This is a genomic window from Kitasatospora sp. NPDC101157 (assembly GCF_044768255.1).
Taxonomy (GTDB): domain Bacteria; phylum Actinomycetota; class Actinomycetes; order Streptomycetales; family Streptomycetaceae; genus Kitasatospora.
Map to the genome: position 1 here is coordinate 475,356 of NZ_JBIWPL010000004.1, position 17,221 is coordinate 492,576.

Annotated in this window: 15 protein-coding genes; 2 read left to right on the forward strand and 13 right to left on the reverse strand. The window is 73.7% G+C overall.

Features of this window, described 5'->3' with window-relative positions; translation table 11 throughout:
• Positions 1-167: 167 nt before the first annotated feature.
• The 4 genes from ACIRVF_RS12045 to ACIRVF_RS12060 form a co-directional block, all read right to left on the reverse strand.
• Positions 168-2,021 carry a LytR C-terminal domain-containing protein gene (locus ACIRVF_RS12045; RefSeq protein ID WP_402816186.1) on the reverse strand — a complete coding sequence of 618 codons (1,854 nt, stop codon included), beginning with the start codon at positions 2,019-2,021 and terminating at the stop codon, positions 168-170.
• Between the two features lie 13 nt (positions 2,022-2,034).
• Positions 2,035-2,667, reverse strand: coding sequence for a nicotinate-nucleotide adenylyltransferase (gene nadD / locus ACIRVF_RS12050; protein ID WP_030283845.1), 633 nt, complete (start codon positions 2,665-2,667; stop codon positions 2,035-2,037).
• A 124-nt stretch (positions 2,668-2,791) separates the two neighbouring features.
• The gene (locus ACIRVF_RS12055; protein WP_167344932.1) at positions 2,792-2,947 is read right to left on the reverse strand and encodes a hypothetical protein; all 156 of its coding nucleotides are present in this window, start codon (positions 2,945-2,947) and stop codon (positions 2,792-2,794) included.
• A gap of 231 nt (positions 2,948-3,178) precedes the next feature.
• Positions 3,179-3,325, reverse strand: coding sequence for a hypothetical protein (locus tag ACIRVF_RS12060; protein ID WP_157846575.1), 147 nt, complete (start codon positions 3,323-3,325; stop codon positions 3,179-3,181).
• A gap of 261 nt (positions 3,326-3,586) precedes the next feature.
• Here ACIRVF_RS12060 and ACIRVF_RS12065 point away from each other — a divergent pair, with 261 nt between their 5' ends.
• Positions 3,587-4,657, forward strand: a complete 1,071-nt coding sequence (locus tag ACIRVF_RS12065) for a M48 family metallopeptidase (protein WP_402816187.1) — start codon at positions 3,587-3,589, stop codon at positions 4,655-4,657.
• A 207-nt stretch (positions 4,658-4,864) separates the two neighbouring features.
• On the opposite strand, the gene ACIRVF_RS12070 is transcribed toward ACIRVF_RS12065, so the two are convergent.
• The 5 genes from ACIRVF_RS12070 to proB all read right to left on the reverse strand — a co-directional run bounded on the left by ACIRVF_RS12070 (position 4,865) and on the right by proB (position 9,917).
• On the reverse strand, positions 4,865-5,926 hold the full coding sequence (locus ACIRVF_RS12070) for a hypothetical protein (RefSeq protein WP_402816188.1): 1,062 nt from the start codon (positions 5,924-5,926) through the stop codon (positions 4,865-4,867).
• A 102-nt stretch (positions 5,927-6,028) separates the two neighbouring features.
• A complete protein-coding gene (locus ACIRVF_RS12075; protein ID WP_402816189.1) occupies positions 6,029-6,616 on the reverse strand; it encodes a hypothetical protein in 588 nt (195 codons plus the stop codon).
• 87 nt (positions 6,617-6,703) lie between these two features.
• Positions 6,704-8,026 carry a glutamate-5-semialdehyde dehydrogenase gene (locus tag ACIRVF_RS12080; RefSeq protein ID WP_402816190.1) on the reverse strand — a complete coding sequence of 441 codons (1,323 nt, stop codon included), beginning with the start codon at positions 8,024-8,026 and terminating at the stop codon, positions 6,704-6,706.
• 64 nt (positions 8,027-8,090) lie between these two features.
• Entirely contained in the window at positions 8,091-8,615 is a 525-nt protein-coding gene (locus ACIRVF_RS12085) for a hypothetical protein (RefSeq protein WP_402816191.1), read from the reverse strand.
• Positions 8,616-8,780: 165 nt separating this feature from the next.
• Positions 8,781-9,917: a glutamate 5-kinase gene (gene proB, locus ACIRVF_RS12090; RefSeq protein ID WP_402816192.1), complete on the reverse strand. Its 1,137-nt coding sequence runs from the start codon at positions 9,915-9,917 to the stop codon at positions 8,781-8,783.
• Positions 9,918-10,226: 309 nt separating this feature from the next.
• On the opposite strand from proB, the gene ACIRVF_RS12095 reads away from it, so the two are divergent.
• Positions 10,227-10,985 carry a hypothetical protein gene (locus ACIRVF_RS12095; protein ID WP_402816193.1) on the forward strand — a complete coding sequence of 253 codons (759 nt, stop codon included), beginning with the start codon at positions 10,227-10,229 and terminating at the stop codon, positions 10,983-10,985.
• A gap of 95 nt (positions 10,986-11,080) precedes the next feature.
• On the opposite strand, the gene obgE is transcribed toward ACIRVF_RS12095, so the two are convergent.
• The 4 genes from obgE to ACIRVF_RS12115 all read right to left on the reverse strand — a co-directional run bounded on the left by obgE (position 11,081) and on the right by ACIRVF_RS12115 (position 17,104).
• Positions 11,081-12,559, reverse strand: a complete 1,479-nt coding sequence (obgE, locus tag ACIRVF_RS12100; protein ID WP_402816194.1) for a GTPase ObgE — start codon at positions 12,557-12,559, stop codon at positions 11,081-11,083.
• 119 nt (positions 12,560-12,678) lie between these two features.
• Positions 12,679-12,936 (reverse strand): 50S ribosomal protein L27, encoded by a 258-nt coding sequence (rpmA, locus tag ACIRVF_RS12105; RefSeq protein ID WP_030058248.1) that lies wholly within the window; start codon positions 12,934-12,936, stop codon positions 12,679-12,681.
• Between the two features lie 14 nt (positions 12,937-12,950).
• Entirely contained in the window at positions 12,951-13,268 is a 318-nt protein-coding gene (gene rplU, locus ACIRVF_RS12110; RefSeq protein ID WP_030233759.1) for a 50S ribosomal protein L21, read from the reverse strand.
• A gap of 230 nt (positions 13,269-13,498) precedes the next feature.
• The gene (locus tag ACIRVF_RS12115) at positions 13,499-17,104 is read right to left on the reverse strand and encodes a ribonuclease E/G (RefSeq protein ID WP_402816195.1); all 3,606 of its coding nucleotides are present in this window, start codon (positions 17,102-17,104) and stop codon (positions 13,499-13,501) included.
• Between the last annotated feature and the right edge of the window lie 117 nt (positions 17,105-17,221).

Consider the following 17,221-nt stretch of genomic DNA (forward strand, 5'->3'; position numbering starts at 1 on the left):
TCTTCCGGCTCGGCGGCTTGGGGCGGCCCCGGCGCGCGGCCGGGGTCGCCTTCCAGGATCTCACGCCGCCCCGTCGGCCCCGGAACGCATTTCCCGGGCCTCCGGTCCACACCGGGCCGGACCCGCCGCAGGCCGGTCACCGGGCCACCGGTGACCGGCCTGAGCGGCTACTGGCTCTTCGGCGGCTGGTAGTCCTTGCCGAGCACGACCACCAGGTCCGCGTTCTGGGCGTCGCCGACCTTCTTCACCGCCGTGTCCGGCAGCCCCAGGCTGGTCGCCAGGGACTTCGCCACGGCCTGCCTGGCGTCGTCGGTGTAGCGGATCTCACTGGTGGCCTGCGGCGCGGTCTTGGTTCCGCCGGGGATGAACGTCAGGCCCGAGTTGACGATCTGGACCTGTGCGGCGGCGCCCGCCGCATCGTTGCCGGAGGCGTCCTGCAGCGCGACCCGGGCGGGGGCGTCGCCGGCCGCCGCGGCCTTCACGGTGCCGCCGAGCACCTCCTTGACCTGCTTGCCCGCGGTCGCCTCGTCCAGCGTCCCGTCCGGCTTGACGGTCAGCGCGGTGGTGCCGAAGTGGCCGTCCTTGGCCTGCTGGGCGAGCTGGGCGAGCACCCCGGCCAGGGCGTCCTCGGGCAGTGAGGGGTCGAGCACCGCGTTCATCCGGTGCACGTCGTCCTTGGCGTCCTTGAACGCGGTCGGCATGGTGCGCACCACCGCGTCCATCACCTGCCCGAACCGGGCCAGCTGGGCGTCCCGGTTCTCGCCGGGCGCCTGGAGGGTGGCGTACGCCACTGCGGCCTTGCCGCTGAGCAGGGTGTTCTTGCCCGCCGGGGACAGCTCCTTGCCGTCCGGCTTGCCGCCCTCGTGGGTCGCGGCGTTGGTGTCCACCCGGATCCCGCCGAGCTGGGAGACCAGCAGTTCCAGGTACGGGGTGTCCAGCCGCCAGGTGCCGGCCACCGGGGCGCCCAGCACGGCGGACAGGCCGTCACGGGTCGCCGAGGCGCCGATCGCGTCCATGGCCTGGCCGACGGTGGTCACCGGCGGGTCGCCGGGGCCGGGCAGCCGCAGCACGTCGGGCAGCAGCAGGACCGTTCCCTTGTGCCCGGAGGCGTCGTCGACCAGCAACGCGCTGGACACCTTGCCCTGCAGGTCGCGCAGGTGGACGACGTTGACCTGCCGCCCGCCGGCCGCGGCGGCCGCGGTCGGCTTCTCGCCGGTGAACCACAGGTAGCCGCCGACGCCGCCGGCCGCGAGCGCCAGCACCACGCCGAGGCCGATCAGCCGGTTCTTCAGCTTGCGACGCCGCTCGGCGCGCACCTCACTGCGGGACTCGGCGAACTTCAGCCAGTCGATGACGTCCTCGGACTCCTCCGCCTCCTCGTCGACGAAGGTGAACTCGCCCGTGGCGTAGGCGTCCTTGGGCGCCCGGCCGCCGGTCCTGCCGGGCCGGGCCCCGGCGACCTGCTCGGACCGCGCCTCCGGCGCGGCCGGAGCCGCCTCGGCGGCCGGCCGGGGCGCGCGGCGGCGCGGCGGCGGCACCGCGGCGGGGGCGGAGGCGGCGGGAGCCTCGGGAACGACGGGAGGCTCGGGCTGCGGCTCGGGCTGCGGCTCGGCGGCGACCGGCGTGGCCTGGTACGGCTGCTGGTACCCCTGGTAGCCCTGCTGCTGGTAGCCGCCGTACGGGTCCTGGCCGTACACCGGCTGCCCGTACTGGTCGTACTGCTGCTGCTCGTACTGGTCGTACTGCTGCTGCCCGTACGACTGCTGCTGCGGGAACTGCCCGGTCTGCCGGCCCTGCTGGTAGCCCTGCTGCTGGTAGCCGCCGTACGGGTCCTGGGGGTACACCGGCTGCCCGTACTGGTCGTACTGCTGCTGCTCGTACGCCTGCGGCTGCGCCTGCTGCTGGTACTCCTGGCCCTGGTACTCCTGGCCCTGGTACTCCTGGCCCTGGTACGGCTGCTGGTACTGCCCGGTGGACCACTCCTGCGGCTGCTGCCCGCCGTTGCCGTTGCGATCGCTCACGCCCGCTCCCGGCTCAGGTCCCGTGCGGCGCGTACAGCGCCCGCTTGTCGATGTAGCGGACCACCCCGTCCGGAACGAGGTACCAGACCGGCTCGCCCTTGGCGACCCGGTTGCGGCAGTCCGTGGAGGAGATGGCCAGCGCCGGGACCTCCATCAGGGAGACCCCGCCCACCGGGAGCCCGGCGTCCGACAGGGTGTGTCCCGGGCGGGTGCACCCGATGAAGTGGGCCAGCGAGAAGAGCTCGTCGGAGTCGTGCCAGGACAGGATCTGGGCGAGCGCGTCGGCGCCCGTGATGAAGAAGAGGTCCGCGTCCGGGTGCAGGGAGTGCAGGTCGCGCAGGGTGTCGACGGTGTACGTCGGGCCCTGGCGGTCGATGTCGATCCGGCTCACCGAGAACTGCGGGTTCTCGGCGGTGGCGATGACCGTCATCAGATAGCGGTCCTCGGCCGGGGTGACGTGGCGGTCGCTCTTCTGCCAGGGCTCCCCGGTCGGGACGAAGATCACCTCGTCCAGGTGGAACGCGCTCGCCACCTCACTGGCGGCGACCAGGTGGCCGTGGTGGATCGGGTCGAAGGTGCCGCCCATCACGCCGAGGCGCTTCTTCACCGGTTCCGGTCCGCCGGGATTCCCGGCCTGCTCTCCCATGCCGCCACACCTTACGCGACGCCCGTCACGGTGCGGGAACGGCCGTGTGGGGGTTGCCCGCAGATGCGTGAGGGAGCGGCCGGCCCACTGGCCGGACGCTCCCCGAGCGGTCCGTGGTCCCGGCTCAGCGGTCCCGGTTGAAGCGGGTGACGATGAAGAGCAGGAGCATCAGGATGAACAGCGCGGAGCCGCCCGTCAGCAGCGGGTTCAGGCTGTCGTGGTTTCCCCCCTCGCCCTCGGCGAGCAGGTTCAGGACGGGGAGTGCGGCAGCAGTGCTCATGGTCGGCGGGACCTTCTCGGCTCGGTGAACGGACCTGGGGGTGGTTCCGGGCCGGTGAGGGCCCACCCGTCATCGTACGGGGGGTTACACGGCAACCGCTCGGCGGCCCACCGCCGCTGACCGGGCGTGAGTGAGCGGAGCGAGCGAGCCATCAAAAAAGGGGTGCATGGGCGAACGCCCCCGCCGAGCGCAGCGAGGCGGGCGCGTGAGCGATCGACCGGGAAAGGGGGCCTACTGGCCCCGGAAGGCGCGGGCCATGATCCAGACCAGCAGGCCGATGCCGACGAAGGACGCGACCACGATGATCCGCAGGAACAGGCCCGGGCCGGCCTCGTCGGAGATGGGTGCGGCCAGGCTGACCAGCGCTTCGGTGGACATCTGAGGGGCTCCTCGAACTGCTCGGTACCGCGGCCGGGTCCGGTCCCGGTTCTCCAGGGCATTCAGGGTAAACCGGCCTCACACCGGCACCGCCCACCGGCCCCCGCGCCGCGCCCGGGGCCGCGTACGCCGAATCCGGGGACGAGTACGCAACCGCGGACGTTGCACAGGCAGTCGTTGCAGACGAGTCGTTGCAGGCGAAGACCAGCGGGGGGGCCGGCCACTGCGCCGGAGCCGCCGTCGACAGGAGGCACTCACACCATGACCGACACGACCGCGAAGACCCCGAGCCGGCGTCGCCAGCGCTTCCCCGAGATCTCCACCCGGGCCTGGGAGCACCCGGCGGACCGCTCGGCGCTGGTCGCCCTGCGCAAGCTGTCCGGCTTCGACGACATCCTGAAGAAGCTCGCCGGCCTGGTCTCCGAGCGCTCGATCCGGCTGATGTTCCTGGCGACCGCGGTGAAGACCTCCGAGCGCCAGTTCCCCGAGCTGTACGACATGGTCCGCGACGCCGCCTACGTGCTCGACCTGGAGCAGGTCCCGGACCTGTACGTCACCCAGGACCCGGCGGTCAACGCGTTCACCATCGGCATCGACACCCCGATCATCGTGATCACCAGCGGCCTGGTCGAGCTGCTGGACGAGGAGGAGCTGCGCTCCGTCATCGGCCACGAGGTCGGCCACGCGATGTCCGGCCACGCCGTCTACCGGACGATGCTGATGATCCTCACCAACATCGCCACCCGGATCGCCTGGATACCGCTCGGCAACCTGGCGATCATGGCCGTCGTCACCGCGCTCAAGGAGTGGTTCCGCAAGGCCGAGCTCTCCAGCGACCGGGCCGGCCTGCTCGCCGGACAGGACCTCCAGGCGTCCATGCGGGCCCTGATGAAGCTGGCCGGCGGGCACAACCTGGCCGAGATGAACGTCGACGCCTTCCTGGAGCAGGCCGAGGAGTACGAGAAGGCCGGCGACCTGCGCGACGGCGTGCTCAAGCTGCTCCAGCTGCTGCCGCAGACCCACCCGTTCGCGGTGGTCCGGGTCGCCCAGCTGAAGAAGTGGGCGGAGAGCGACGAGTACCGCTCGATCATGGCAGGCGCCTACCCCCGCCGCACCGACGACCGGGACACCTCGGTCGGCGAGCAGTGGAAGGCCGCCGCCGAGCACTACACGACCTCGGTCAAGGAGAGCAAGGACCCGCTGATGGGCCTGCTGCGCGACGTGGCGGGCGGCGCCGCGACCGTCGGCGGCAAGCTGCGCGACACCTTCACCGGCAACGGCCGCGGTGGCTCCCCGACGGACCACGCCTCCTCGGAGCGCGGCGACGGCTGAGCCGGCGGCCGGTCCCGGCAGCCGCGCCCGACGCTCCGGGACGGCCGGTGCCCCGCCCGGGGGCACCGGCCGTCCGGCCGAAATCCGCATGACCGAATAGCCGCATGACCAAGTGACCGAGTGACCGCATGGCCAAGTGTCCGAGTGTCCGAGTGTCCGAGTGTCCGAGTGTCCGAGTGACCGAACGTCCGCATGGACGCAGCCCTCTCAGCTCCCCGCCAGCACCCCGCACACCTGCCAGGCCGGCCGGGCGTGGTTGCCCGGGTCCACCGCCGACGGCGGCGCCACCACGATGCCCTGCGCGGTGGCCAGCACCGGCTGCAGGAAGCCCGCCATCGAGGCCGTGCACGGCTCCGGCCCGGCCTGCAGCACCGAGTCCACCAGCCGCAGCTGCGCCGAGGCCAGGTCCACCCGGTCGAACTGGAAGGTCAGCTCGCGCCGCACGGTCTCCAGGGTCACCGGTGCCCCGGCCGGGGCACCGGCCGGCCTCAGCGCGTAGACGAAGGTGTGGTCGGTGGTGATCTGGAGCGAGCCGTTGTCCGCCTCGTCGACCCGCATCGCCCCGACCACCTTCACGGTGTCGGTGGCCAGCGCGGCCTGCGCCGGGTCGAAGCGCACGATCCAGCCGGTCACCGCGTGGTGCCGGTCGTCCACCGGCTGGCTGACGGAGGCGTCGAACTGGGCCTGCTCGCCCGGTGTCACGAAGGTCCGCACGTCGGTGGTGGCGCCCCGGACCAGCGCGGCCGGCGACAGCGAGGAGGCCACCAGGTAGCGCTGCACGGTGTCCAGCGCCTTGGTCACCTCGACCTTGCTGAAGTGCTCGGTGGCGGCCCCGGCCGGGGTGTTCAGCCCGGCCGTCCCTTCGCCGTACCCCGACGGCAGCGCGGCGAAGGGATTAGCCGGGTCGGCCACCGGACGGACGGCCGAAGCCGGACTCAACGCCACCAGGCTGACGGTCAGTTGACTGCCCTCCGGGCGCTCCGGGACACCCCTGGGCGAGTTCACCCCGAAGTACACCGCGGCACCGAAGGCCAGCAGGATCAGCAGCAGCAGGGCGAGCGCCTGGCGCGGCACCGTCCCCAGCGGCCCGAGCCGCACCCGCGACCGGGTGGCCTTGCCGAAGGAGCCCGCGAGCCGCTCCCGGGCGGACAGCTCCTGGATCCGGGCAGCCCGGACGAACGACTCGTCGAAGACGACGGACCGGAACTCGTCCTCATTGCCGGAACCGCCCTCGGGCGTACCCTCAGGAGGCTCGCGCGGGTCACCCATAACACCAGGGTAGGCGGAGCGCAGCCCCGCCACGAGGGCCCTGGCGCAGATTGCCGGGAACGCCCGGCGACCACCCGCCCCGGGCGTACGCCCCCGTCCCCCTCAGCCCGCACGCGCCGTGACCACCGGCAACGGCTCGGCCGGTGCGGACCGCGGGTCCGTCCCCGGGCTGCTGCTGCCGGACTCCGGCCGCCGGGGCGCGCCGGAGGGGCCGCCCACGCCCTGGTAGATCGCCGCGACCGCCACCGCCACCGCCACCAGGCTGACGCCCATGATCACGGCCAGCACCCAGGCCATCGGCCGGTGCCAGCGCTGCTGGGCCACGTACCGCCCGCGGGCGCGCACCGGGTCACAGCGCCGCCCCCAGCGCCGGCCCCGGTGGCCGGCCGCCCGGTCCGGGCCCGACCACGGGTCGGGGTACAGGTGGTCCTCGTCGAGTCCGCTCGGGTACGGGCGCAGCTCCAGCGGAAGCCCGTCCCCGGCCGGAACGTCGTAGCTCCAGCCCGGTCCCGCGGTGTCCGGCTCGAACCGCGCCTCGGCGGCGGCGAGCTGCCGCTCCTTGGCGGTCGGCTCGTGCACGGCGGCGGACCGGACGAAGGCCTCATCGAAGACCACGGTGGCGAACTCGTCGTCCGCACCACCGTGGTCGGCGCCGTCGGGGTACGGCAAGCCCCCCACCTCCTCAGCCACGGATTCAGCGTATTACCGGTCGGCCGATTTGTCTGTGGGTCCCGGCAGTTGGTCCGTCACACGTGTGACGGACCACGCGCCCCGCGGTCAGCGGGCGTCCGCGCCCCCGCCCACGGTCTGCGTCCCCTCGCCGCGGACGTGCCCGTCCCCGGTCACGATGTACTTGGTGCTGGTCAGCTCCGGCAGGCCCATCGGGCCGCGGGCGTGCAGCTTCTGGGTGGAGATGCCGATCTCCGCGCCGAAGCCGAACTCACCGCCGTCGGTGAACCGGGTGGAGGCGTTGACGGCCACCGTGGTCGAGTCCACCAGCTGGGTGAAGCGGCGGGCGGCGGCCTGCGAGGTGGTCACGATCGCCTCGGTGTGGCCGGAGGACCAGCGGCGGATGTGCTCCACCGCGGCGTCCAGCGAGGGCACCACGGCCGCGGCCAGGTCGTACGAGAGGTACTCGGCGCCCCAGTCCTCGTCGGTGGCCGGCACCACGGTGGCGCCGCTGCCCTCGGCGGCCTTCAGCACCGCCTCGTCGCCGTGCACCGTCACCCCGGCCTCGCCCAGGGCGGCCAGCGCGAGCGGCAGGAAGGCGTCCGCGACGTCCTGGTGCACCAGCAGCGTCTCGGCGGCGTTGCAGACGCTGACCCGCTGCGCCTTGGAGTTCAGCAGGATGCCGACGGCCATCGCCAGGTCGGTCTGCGCGTCCACGTACACGTGGCAGTTGCCGGTGCCGGTCTCGATCACCGGGACGGTCGAGCCCTCGACCACGGTGCGGATCAGCGAGGCCCCGCCGCGCGGGATCAGCACGTCGACGTAGCCACGGGCGCGCATCAGCTCCTGCACCGAGTCCCGGCTCTCCCCCGGAACGAGCTGGATCACGTCGGCCGGCAGCCCGGCCGCCTGGACCGCGTCCCGCAGGACGGCGACCAGCGCGGTGTTGGAGCGGTACGCGGAGGCGGATCCGCGCAGGAGCACCGCGTTGCCGGACTTCAGGCAGAGCGCGGCGGCGTCCACCGTGACGTTCGGCCGGGCCTCGTAGATGATGCCGACCACGCCGAGCGGCACCCGTACCTGGCGCACGTCCAGGCCGTTCGGCAGGGTGTAGCCGCGCACCACTTCGCCGACCGGGTCGGCCAGGCCGGCCACGTCGCGCACGTCGGAGGCGATCGCGGCGATCCGTTCGTCGGTCAGGCTCAGCCGGTCGATCACCGACTCGGCCGTCCCCGCCTCGCGGGCCCGGGCCACGTCCTCGGCGTTGGCCGCGACGATCTCGGCGCTGCGGGCGACCAGCGCGTCCGCGATCGCCAGCAGCGCGGTGTCCTTGGCCCGGCGCGGCAGCGGGGCGAGCGCGGCGGCGGCCTCCCGGGCTCGGCGCGCTACGGCGAGGACGGGGCTGTCGGCGGTGGTGAGGTCGCTGGTCATGCCGCCAAGCGTAGCGACTGCCCCCGCACCGCCGGTCGCCGTTTCGCCATCCGAACAGGGCAGGTCAGTACGGATACACGCCGCCCAGCCGGGGCGGCGGACCGCCGAAGCCCTCGGCCACCCGCTTGTGGTACGTCGCCCGGTCGACCACCTCCAGTCCGACGATCTCCCACGGTGGCAGGTTCGCCGTCACCTTGTGCTCGCCCCACAGCCGCAGCGCGATCGCCGCGGCGTCGTGCAGGTCCCGGGCCTGTTCCCAGTAGCGGATCTCGGCGTGGTCGGCCGCGTAGCGGGCGGTCAGGAAGAACGAGTGGTCGTGTGCCAGCCGCTCCAACGAGGCCCGTAGCGAGGACAGCGGGGTGGCCTGGCCGGCCACGCTCAGCACCACGTGCCACAGCCGCGCCTGCTCCGGCACCGCGGGCGGTTCCGGCGCCTCCGTGCGCCGGGGCCGCAGCCCGCGCGCCCCGCCGGGCCCCTGCGGCGGCGGACCGGCCGGCTCGGCGGGGCCGTCCCCGCGTCCGCCGTCGATGCTGGTCAGCCGCCGGCCCGCCGTCCCTCCGGTCAGCGCTGCCTCGCGCCTGCGTTCCACCGGCGGCCTCCTGTTCGGCGATCTCGTGTCGTCCCCACCGCCCCCGTCGGCCCTCGGCCGACCGGTACGGCTGCGCCCCTCCTCGCCCGCGGCCGGGCCGCTCCCGGTACGGAGCGGCCCGCCGACCGCACTGCGCCGTCCGGCCGGTGCCGACCGGACGGCCGGTCAGCCGCGCAGAACGACCAGGTCGTCGCGGTGGACGACCTCGCGCTCGTACGCGGCGCCGAACTCCTGGGCCAGGTCGTGGGTGGACCGGCCGAGCAGGCGGGGCAACTCCCTCGCATCAAAGTTGACCAGTCCGCGAGCCACGATGTGGCCGTTTTCGGCAAGAAGGTCCACCGGATCACCCGCGGCGAACTCCCCGTCCACCTTGGTCACCCCGGCCGGGAGCAGCGACGCGCCGCCCGAGACGACCGCCTCGACGGCGCCCGCGTCCAGGTGCAGGGCCCCGCGCGGGCTGCTCGCGTGGGCCAGCCAGAGCATCCGGCCGGAGGAGCGGCCGCCGGTGCGCAGGAAGAGCGTGCCGGTGGGCCGCCCGGCCAGCGCGTCGGCCGCGTGACTGGCCGCGGTGAGCACCACCGGGATGCCCGCGCCGGTGGCGATCCGGGCCGCCTCGACCTTGGTGACCATGCCGCCGGTGCCGACGCCCGCCTTGCCCGCGCTGCCGATCTCGATGCCGTCCAGGTCGTGCGGGCCGCGCACCTCGGCGATCCGGCTGGTGCCGGGCTTGGCCGGGTCGCCGTCGTAGAGGCCGTCCACGTCGGAGAGCAGCACCAGCAGGTCGGCCCGGACCAGGTGGGCGACCAGCGCGGCCAGCCGGTCGTTGTCCCCGAACTTGATTTCGGCGGTGGCGACGGTGTCGTTCTCGTTGACGATCGGCATCGCGCCCATCGCCAGCAGCTGGTCCAGCGTGCGGTAGGCGTTGCGGTAGTGGGCGCGGCGGCTGGCGTCCTCGGCGGTGAGCAGCACCTGCCCGACCCGGATGCCGTACCGGGCGAAGGAGGCGGTGTAGCGCGCGACCAGCAGACCCTGGCCGACGCTGGCGGCGGCCTGCTGACGGGCCAGGTCCTTGGGCCGCCCGTCCAGGCCGAGCGGGGCGAGCCCGGCGGCGATGGCGCCGGAGGAGACGAGGACGACCTCGGGGGCGTCCGGGCGGCTGCGCACCTTGGCGAGCGCGTCCACCAGGGCGTCGACCCGGTCGGCGTCCAGGCCGCCGGCCGCCGTGGTGAGTGAGGAGGAGCCGACCTTGACCACGATCCGCCGTGCGGTCAGCACCTCCTCCCGCAGTGAGTCCTCGCTCATCTCGCTGTACGCCCTTCCGGTGGTGCGGGTACGACGGGGCCGGGCCCGGCCGCCATGTCCGAAATCTACGCGATCCGCGCAGGTCACCCCCACCGTGTTTCACCGGCTGGACCCGGCACGGTCACGCGCCCGCCACAGCCCGCCCGCCAATCCGGATGGCTGGTATGGTCCCTGACCGAAAGCCAGATCGGGGGACGGCTTCTTGCCCGCTGTACCCACTCGTCTTCGACGTTCCCGTCACACGGGGCGGCGCCGCAACGGGCAGGCCGGCAACGGTTCGCGGCCGCGCGCCCAGGAGAAAAGCGCACCATGCGTTCGTACACCACGAAGCTGACCGTTGCCGCCCTGGCGGCGGCCACCGCCCTCTCGCTCGCCGCCTGCGGTCCGGACAACGCGGACCCGGCCGGCACGGGCGGCGCCACCGGAGCGGCTCCGGCCCAGACCGGCGCGGCCACCGGCGGCACGGCCGGCGGTTCGACCGCCGCCCCGTCGGGAGCGGCCACCGGCGGTGCCGGTACGGGCGGTGCCGCCACCGGCGGTGCGGCGACCGGCGGTGCCGGTACGGCCGGAGCGTCCGGCGGCGGCGCGGGCGGCGGCAAGCTGCCGCAGGCCGGTACCTCGGTGAAGTTCGGCCAGCCGGCCAGCATCGACTTCACCGACAAGACGTCCAACGCCGCCGCCAAGCTGCAGTGGACCGTCACCGGGATCCAGCCGGGCTCGATCAAGGACTTCCAGGACGCCAAGGCCAACACCGCCGGCCTGGACGGCCGCGCGCTGTTCTACGTCAGCTGGACCACGACGAACCTCAGCGACACCAAGCTGACCTTCAGCGACCCCGCCGCCAAGCTCAAGGTCTACGACGCCTCGGGCAACATCGGCATGGGCGCCGACCCGGTCGGGTCGACCCCGGTCGCCAAGTGCAACACCCCGAGCTGGGCCGGCGCCACCAAGGGCGTCGCGTTCAAGGGCTGCTCCATCGTCAGCTTCCAGGCCGGAGTCACCCCGGTGATGGTCGGCTTCGGCGACGCGAGCGACATCACCAAGGTCCAGGCCGCCTGGACGAAGTGACGTTTCGTCACCACCGCACGAAGCGGACGGCCCCGCCACCTGTCCTTGGGTGGCGGGGCCGTCCGCTTCACGGCTACCGGCTACCGGCTACCGGCTCAGTAGTCCTCGTCGTCGCCCTCGATGGCGGACTGCCGGCCGCTGGAGAGCGCCTCGAAGGCGAGGAACTCGGCCTCGGCCGCGTCCCGCCCCTTCTGCTTCTCGCGGCGGCGGTCTACCGCCGGGCGCGGGCTCTCGAAGCGGTGGTCCTCACCGCGGCGGCCGAGCATCTCGGCACCGGCGGCCATGGTCGGCTCCCAGTCGAAGACGACGGCGTTCTCCTCGGGGCCGATGACGACGGTGTCGCCCTCCTGCGCCCCGATCTTCCACAGCTGCTCCTCGACACCGAGGCGGGCCAGCCGGTCGGCGAGGTAGCCGACGGCTTCGTCGTTGTTGAAGTCGGTCTGGCGGACCCAGCGCTCCGGCTTGACGCCGCGGATGTGGTACGCGCCGTCCTCCTCGGTGATGGTGAAGCCCGCGTCGTCCACGGCCTTGGGGCGCAGCACGATCCGGGTCGACTCCTCGGCCGGCTTGGCGGCGCGCGCCTCGGCGACGATCTTCGCCACCGCGAAGCTCAGCTCGCGCAGGCCCTTGCGGGAGGCGGCCGAGACCTCGAACACCTGGTAGCCGCGCTCCTCCAGCGAGGCGCGGGTGAGGTCGGCGATGTCCTGGCCGTCCGGGACGTCCACCTTGTTGAGCGCGACCAGGCGCGGGCGGTCCTCAAGACCGCCGTACTCGGCGAGCTCGGCCTCGATGGTCTCCAGGTCGCTCAGCGGGTCGCGGCCCGGCTCCAGGGTGGCGCAGTCGAGCACGTGCACCAGCACCGAGCAGCGCTCGACGTGCCGCAGGAACTCCAGGCCCAGGCCCCGGCCCTGGCTGGCGCCCGGGATCAGGCCGGGCACGTCGGCGATGGTGTAGACGGTGTCGCCCGCGGTGACCACGCCGAGGTTGGGGATCAGGGTGGTGAACGGGTAGTCCGCGATCTTCGGCTTGGCGGCGGAGAGCACCGAGATCAGCGAGGACTTGCCGGCGCTCGGGTAGCCGACCAGGGCCACGTCGGCGACGGACTTGAGCTCCATCACGATGTCGCGGGCCTCGCCGGGCTCGCCGAGCAGCGCGAAGCCCGGGGCCTTGCGGCGGGCCGAGGCCAGCGCGGCGTTGCCGAGGCCGCCGCGGCCGCCCTGGGCGGCGACGAAGCTGGTGCCGTGGCCGACCAGGTCGGCGAGCACGTTGCCCTGGCGGTCCAGCACCACGGTGCCGTCCGGCACCAGCAGGACGAGGTCCTCGCCGTCCGCGCCGGTGCGGTTGCCGCCCGCGCCGGGCTTGCCGTTGGTCGCCTTGCGCTTGGGCGAGTGGTGGTACTCCAGCAGGGTGGTGACCTGGGAGTCCACGGTGAGGATGACGCTGCCGCCCTCGCCGCCGTTGCCGCCGTCCGGGCCGCCGAGCGGCTTGAACTTCTCGCGGTGCACGGAGGCGCAGCCGTGGCCCCCGTTACCCGCGGCGACATGAAGTTCGACGCGGTCCACGAAGGTGGTCATGGTTGTGCCTCCAGTGCGGATGAGTCTGCTTGCTTGCTGCGTAAAGCCGAAGGGTGGACCGGAACATTCCGGCCCACCCTTCAGTGTGAGTCTGGCGCGACTCGCGAGTCCGCTGGGACTCAGGCCTCGACGGCCACGATGTTGACGACCTTGCGGCCGCGACGGTTGCCGAACTGCACCGCACCGGCGGTCAGCGCGAACAGCGTGTCGTCGCCACCGCGGCCGACACCGGCACCCGGGTGGAAGTGGGTGCCGCGCTGGCGGACGAGGATCTCGCCGGCGGAGACGACCTGGCCGCCGAAGCGCTTCACGCCGAGGCGCTGGGCGTTCGAGTCACGGCCGTTGCGGGTAGAGCTTGCGCCCTTCTTGTGTGCCATATCTCGCTAACCCCTTACTTGCTGACCGAGTCGATGCTGGTGATGCGCACCGCGGTGTGCTTCTGACGGTGACCCTGACGGCGGCGGTAGCCGGTCTTGTTCTTGTAGCGCAGGATGACGATCTTGTCGCCCTTGGTCTGGTCGACCACCTCGGCGTGAGCCTTCACGCCGGCCAGGACCCACGGGTCGGAGGTGACGGCGTCACCATCGACGACCAGGATGGTCGAGAGCTCCACCGAGTCACCCGGCTTGGCCTCAATACGGTCGATCTCCAGCACGTCGCCGACGGCGACCTTGTGCTGGCGGCCGCCTGCGCGAACGATCGCGTACATGCGGTACCTACTTTCCCAACTCGGTCGGAACTCCCGACGCCAGCCACCTGGGTACGGACACAGGGGCCTCTTCCCGACCGCTCCGCGCTGGGCGCGGGACTCTCGGGAAGGTGATGTGCTCGGGAGCGCGGCGTAGACACGCCGATGGTCAAGAATACGGACCGGCCGCCCTCGGGGCAAACCGGCCCGTACGCCCCGGGGCGGGATCACTCCCGCCCCGGGCGTGGGCACTACTCGGCCGCCGTATCACCCTCGGCGGTCGCGGCCTTCTTGGCCGCCGCGCTCGTCCGCTTGGTCGCGGTCTTGCGGGCGGTGGTCTTCTTGGCCGCCGTGGTCGTCTTCTTGGCGGCGGTCTTCTTCGCGGCGGTCTTGCGGGCGGCCCGCTTCTTGGGCGCCGGGGCCTCCTCGGCGGACGCCTCCTCCGCGGGGGCCTGCGCCTCGGCGGGGGCCTCGGCCTCGGCCGGAGCCTCGACGGGCGCCTCGGTCTCCGCAGCCTCCGTGGTCTCCGCGGCCGGAGCCTCGACGACCACGGCCTCCGCGACGACGAGCTCCTCGGCGGCCTCCGGCGCGGTCTCGGCCACGGCCTCGGCGACAGCCTCGACAGCGGCTTCGGCGGCCGGAGCGGCGGCCGCCAGGGCCGCCTCCAGGGCCGCATCGGCCTTCGCCTGCAGCACCACGATCTCGGCGGCCTTCGGCGAACCCGCCGGAGCCGTCGCCTTGCGCACCGCGCGGCGGCGCGGACGGCCCGCCGGAGCGGCGGCCGGGGACTCGGCCACCGGCGCCTCGACCACGGCGGTCTCGGCCGGCGCGGCCTCGACGGCCTCCGCCTCGACGCCCGGGACCTCCAGGGCCAGCTGGCCCTCGATCTCCTCGCGCACCGGCTCCGCGGGCTCCACGACCGACTCGACGACGGCCTCGGCCACCGGCCCGGCCTCGACGGCCTGCGGCTCCTCGTGGCCCGCGCCGCCCTTGCCCCGGCGACGGCGCTTGCCGCCACCCGAGCCCGCCTCGACGGCCGCGGCCGACGGGGCGTGGACGTGGGCGCTCGGCTGCTCCATGTGGACGATCACACCGCGGCCGTTGCAGTGCACGCAGGCCTCGGAGAAGGACTCCAGCAGGCCCTGTCCGACCCGCTTGCGGGTCATCTGGACCAGGCCCAGCGAGGTGACCTCGGCCACCTGGTGCTTGGTCCGGTCTCGGCCCAGGCACTCCAGCAGGCGGCGCAGCACCAGGTCGCGGTTGGACTCCAGGACCATGTCGATGAAGTCGATCACGATGATGCCGCCGAGGTCGCGCAGCCGCAGCTGGCGCACGATCTCCTCGGCCGCCTCGATGTTGTTCCGGGTGACCGTCTCCTCCAGGTTGCCGCCCTGGCCGACGAACTTCCCGGTGTTGACGTCGATGACGACCATCGCCTCGGTGCGGTCGATCACCAGCGAACCGCCGCTGGGCAGCCAGACCTTGCGGTCCAGCGCCTTCATCAGCTGCTCGTCGATCCGGTAGGTGGCGAACACGTCCACCTCGGAGGTCCACCGCTGGAGGCGCTCGGCGAGGTCCGGGGCCACGTTGGAGACGTACTCGTGGATGGTCTTCCACGCCTCGTCGCCGGAGACGATGACCTTGGTGAAGTCCTCGTTGAAGATGTCGCGCACGACCCGGACGGTCATGTCCGGCTCGCCGTACAGCAGCGCCGGGGCGTTGCCGGTCGCGGCCTTCTTCTGGATGTCCTCCCACTGCTGCTGGAGGCGCTGGACGTCGCGGGTCAGCTCCTCCTCGGAGGCGCCCTCGGCGGCGGTGCGCACGATGACGCCCGCGTCGTCCGGGACGATCTTCTTGAGGATCTGCTTCAGGCGGGCGCGCTCGTTCTCGGGCAGCTTGCGCGAGATGCCGGTCATCGAGCCCTCGGGCACGTACACCAGGTAGCGGCCGGGCAGCGAGATCTGGCTGGTCAGGCGGGCGCCCTTGTGGCCGATCGGGTCCTTGGAGACCTGCACCAGCACGGACTGGCCGGACTTCAGCACCGACTCGATCCGGCGCGGGCCGCCGTGGCCCAGCGCGCCGAAGTTGACCTCACCGGCGTACAGCACCGCGTTGCGGCCCTTGCCGATGTCGACGAACGCGGCCTCCATGGACGGCAGCACGTTCTGGACCTTGCCCAGGTAGACGTTGCCGACGTACGAGGTGGCCTGTTCCTTGTTGACGTAGTGCTCGACCAGCACGCCGTCCTCAAGGACGCCGATCTGGGTGCGCTGGCCGTTCTGGCGCACCACCATGACGCGCTCGACCGACTCCCGGCGGGCCAGGAACTCGGCCTCGGTGATGATCGGCACCCGGCGGCGGCCCAGCTCGCGGCCCTCGCGGCGGCGCTGCTTCTTCGCCTCCAGACGGGTCGAGCCCTTGATGGACTGCACCTCGTCCGGGTCGAAGGACGGCTCGGTGGAACGACGGCGCGGCTCGCGCACCTTCACCACCGTGCGGACGCCGTCCTCGGTGGTCTCGGCGGTCTCGACGGCGCCGGCCTCACCGCTGCGGCGGCGACGGCGGCGACGACGGCGGGACGAGGACAGGCCGGCGGCCAGGTCGTCGTCGTCCTCCTCGTCCTCCTCCTCGGCGGCGGCCCGGACCGGCTCCTCGACGGCGGGCTGCTCGGCCTCGACGGCCTCGGCGGCCTCGAACTCCTCGGCCTCGCCACGGCGACGGCGGCGGCCGCCGCGACGGCGACGGCGGGACGGACGGCCGTCCTCCTCCCACTCGCCCTCGGTCTCCGGACCGGCGGCGGGGGCCTCCACGGCGGGCGCCTCGGCGGCCGGGGCCTCCACGGGCGCCTTGGCCGGGGCCTTGGCGGGGGCGGCCTTCACCGGCGCCTCGGCGGCCGGCTTGCGGCGGTTCGGCTCGACCCGGGTGCGGACCCGGCGGCGGCGGCCGACACCGCTGTACTCGTACTCGTCCTCCTCCGAGCGCTGCTCGGCGGCGGCCGGGGCCTCGACCTGAGCCGGGGCGGCGGCGGGCTGCTGCGGCGCGGCGGCAGCGACGTAGGGGGCGGGCTCCTGGAAGACCGGGGCCTGGAAGACGGCGGTGGCCGGGCGGACGGCACGGCGGCGCACCCGGTGGTGCGGCTCGGCCTCGACGGCCGGGGCCGGGGCGGGAGCCTCGGCGGCGGCCTCGACGGTCTCCTCCTCGGGCTCCTCCTCGACGGCGGGCTCCTCGGCCACCGGCTCCTCGACCGGCGCCTCGACCACCGGCGCGGCCTCGACCACGCGACGGCGGCGGGTGCGGCGGGCCGGAGCGGCCGGGGCCTCCTCGGCCACGGGCTCGGCGACGGGCGCCGGAGCCTCGACGACGGCGGGCTCCTCGGCCAGGGGGACCTCGGCGACGGGCGCCTCGGACCGCTTGCGGGTCCGACGGGCCCGAGCGGGCTTCTCCGCCTTCTCGTCCGTCCGGCCGGCCTCCGGCTCGGCCTTCTTCTCGGCCTCGGCGGGGGCGGCCTCCTCGACGGCGGCCACTGCGGCCTCCGGGGCGGTCACGACGATCGCGCCGGCCTCCGGCGCACCCGCCGGGGCCTCGGCCCGCTTGCGGGTCCGGCGGGCCCGGACCGGCTTCTCCGCCACCGGGGCGGCTTCGGCCGCCGGGGCCTCGGCGGCGGGCGCCACGTGCGCCTCGACCGGGAGGACCGTCTCGGCCGCCTCGGCGGCCGCACCCTGCGGGGTGCCCGCCGGGCGGGACACCGCCCGGCGACGACGGCGCGGCGGCGCGGCGGACGCGCCCTCGCCACCGGTCCCGGCGGTTCCGTTCTGTTCCGTGGCCGCAGACTGCTGCGGATCGGTGTTATCGAGCATGCGGGTGGATCTCCCGTCAGGCCCCCGGGCTCCACATCCGGGCACGGCGCGGCACCTGTGGGCGGCCGGCATCGCGAGGATGCTCGGGCCGGACCCTCTGACGGTGCCGCCGCGCGG

Coding starts and splice junctions, on each gene's coding strand:
- ACIRVF_RS12080 (WP_402816190.1), bottom strand. CDS start 8,026: ATGACCAGCGACCTCACCACCGCCGACAGCCCCGTCCTCGCCGTAGCG.
- ACIRVF_RS12065 (WP_402816187.1), top strand. CDS start 3,587: ATGACCGACACGACCGCGAAGACCCCGAGCCGGCGTCGCCAGCGCTTC.
- ACIRVF_RS12115 (WP_402816195.1), bottom strand. CDS start 17,104: ATGCTCGATAACACCGATCCGCAGCAGTCTGCGGCCACGGAACAGAAC.
- nadD (WP_030283845.1), bottom strand. CDS start 2,667: ATGGGAGAGCAGGCCGGGAATCCCGGCGGACCGGAACCGGTGAAGAAG.
- ACIRVF_RS12060 (WP_157846575.1), bottom strand. CDS start 3,325: ATGTCCACCGAAGCGCTGGTCAGCCTGGCCGCACCCATCTCCGACGAG.
- ACIRVF_RS12055 (WP_167344932.1), bottom strand. CDS start 2,947: ATGAGCACTGCTGCCGCACTCCCCGTCCTGAACCTGCTCGCCGAGGGC.
- proB (WP_402816192.1), bottom strand. CDS start 9,917: ATGAGCGAGGACTCACTGCGGGAGGAGGTGCTGACCGCACGGCGGATC.
- ACIRVF_RS12070 (WP_402816188.1), bottom strand. CDS start 5,926: ATGGGTGACCCGCGCGAGCCTCCTGAGGGTACGCCCGAGGGCGGTTCC.
- obgE (WP_402816194.1), bottom strand. CDS start 12,559: ATGACCACCTTCGTGGACCGCGTCGAACTTCATGTCGCCGCGGGTAAC.
- ACIRVF_RS12095 (WP_402816193.1), top strand. CDS start 10,227: ATGCGTTCGTACACCACGAAGCTGACCGTTGCCGCCCTGGCGGCGGCC.
- rplU (WP_030233759.1), bottom strand. CDS start 13,268: ATGTACGCGATCGTTCGCGCAGGCGGCCGCCAGCACAAGGTCGCCGTC.
- rpmA (WP_030058248.1), bottom strand. CDS start 12,936: ATGGCACACAAGAAGGGCGCAAGCTCTACCCGCAACGGCCGTGACTCG.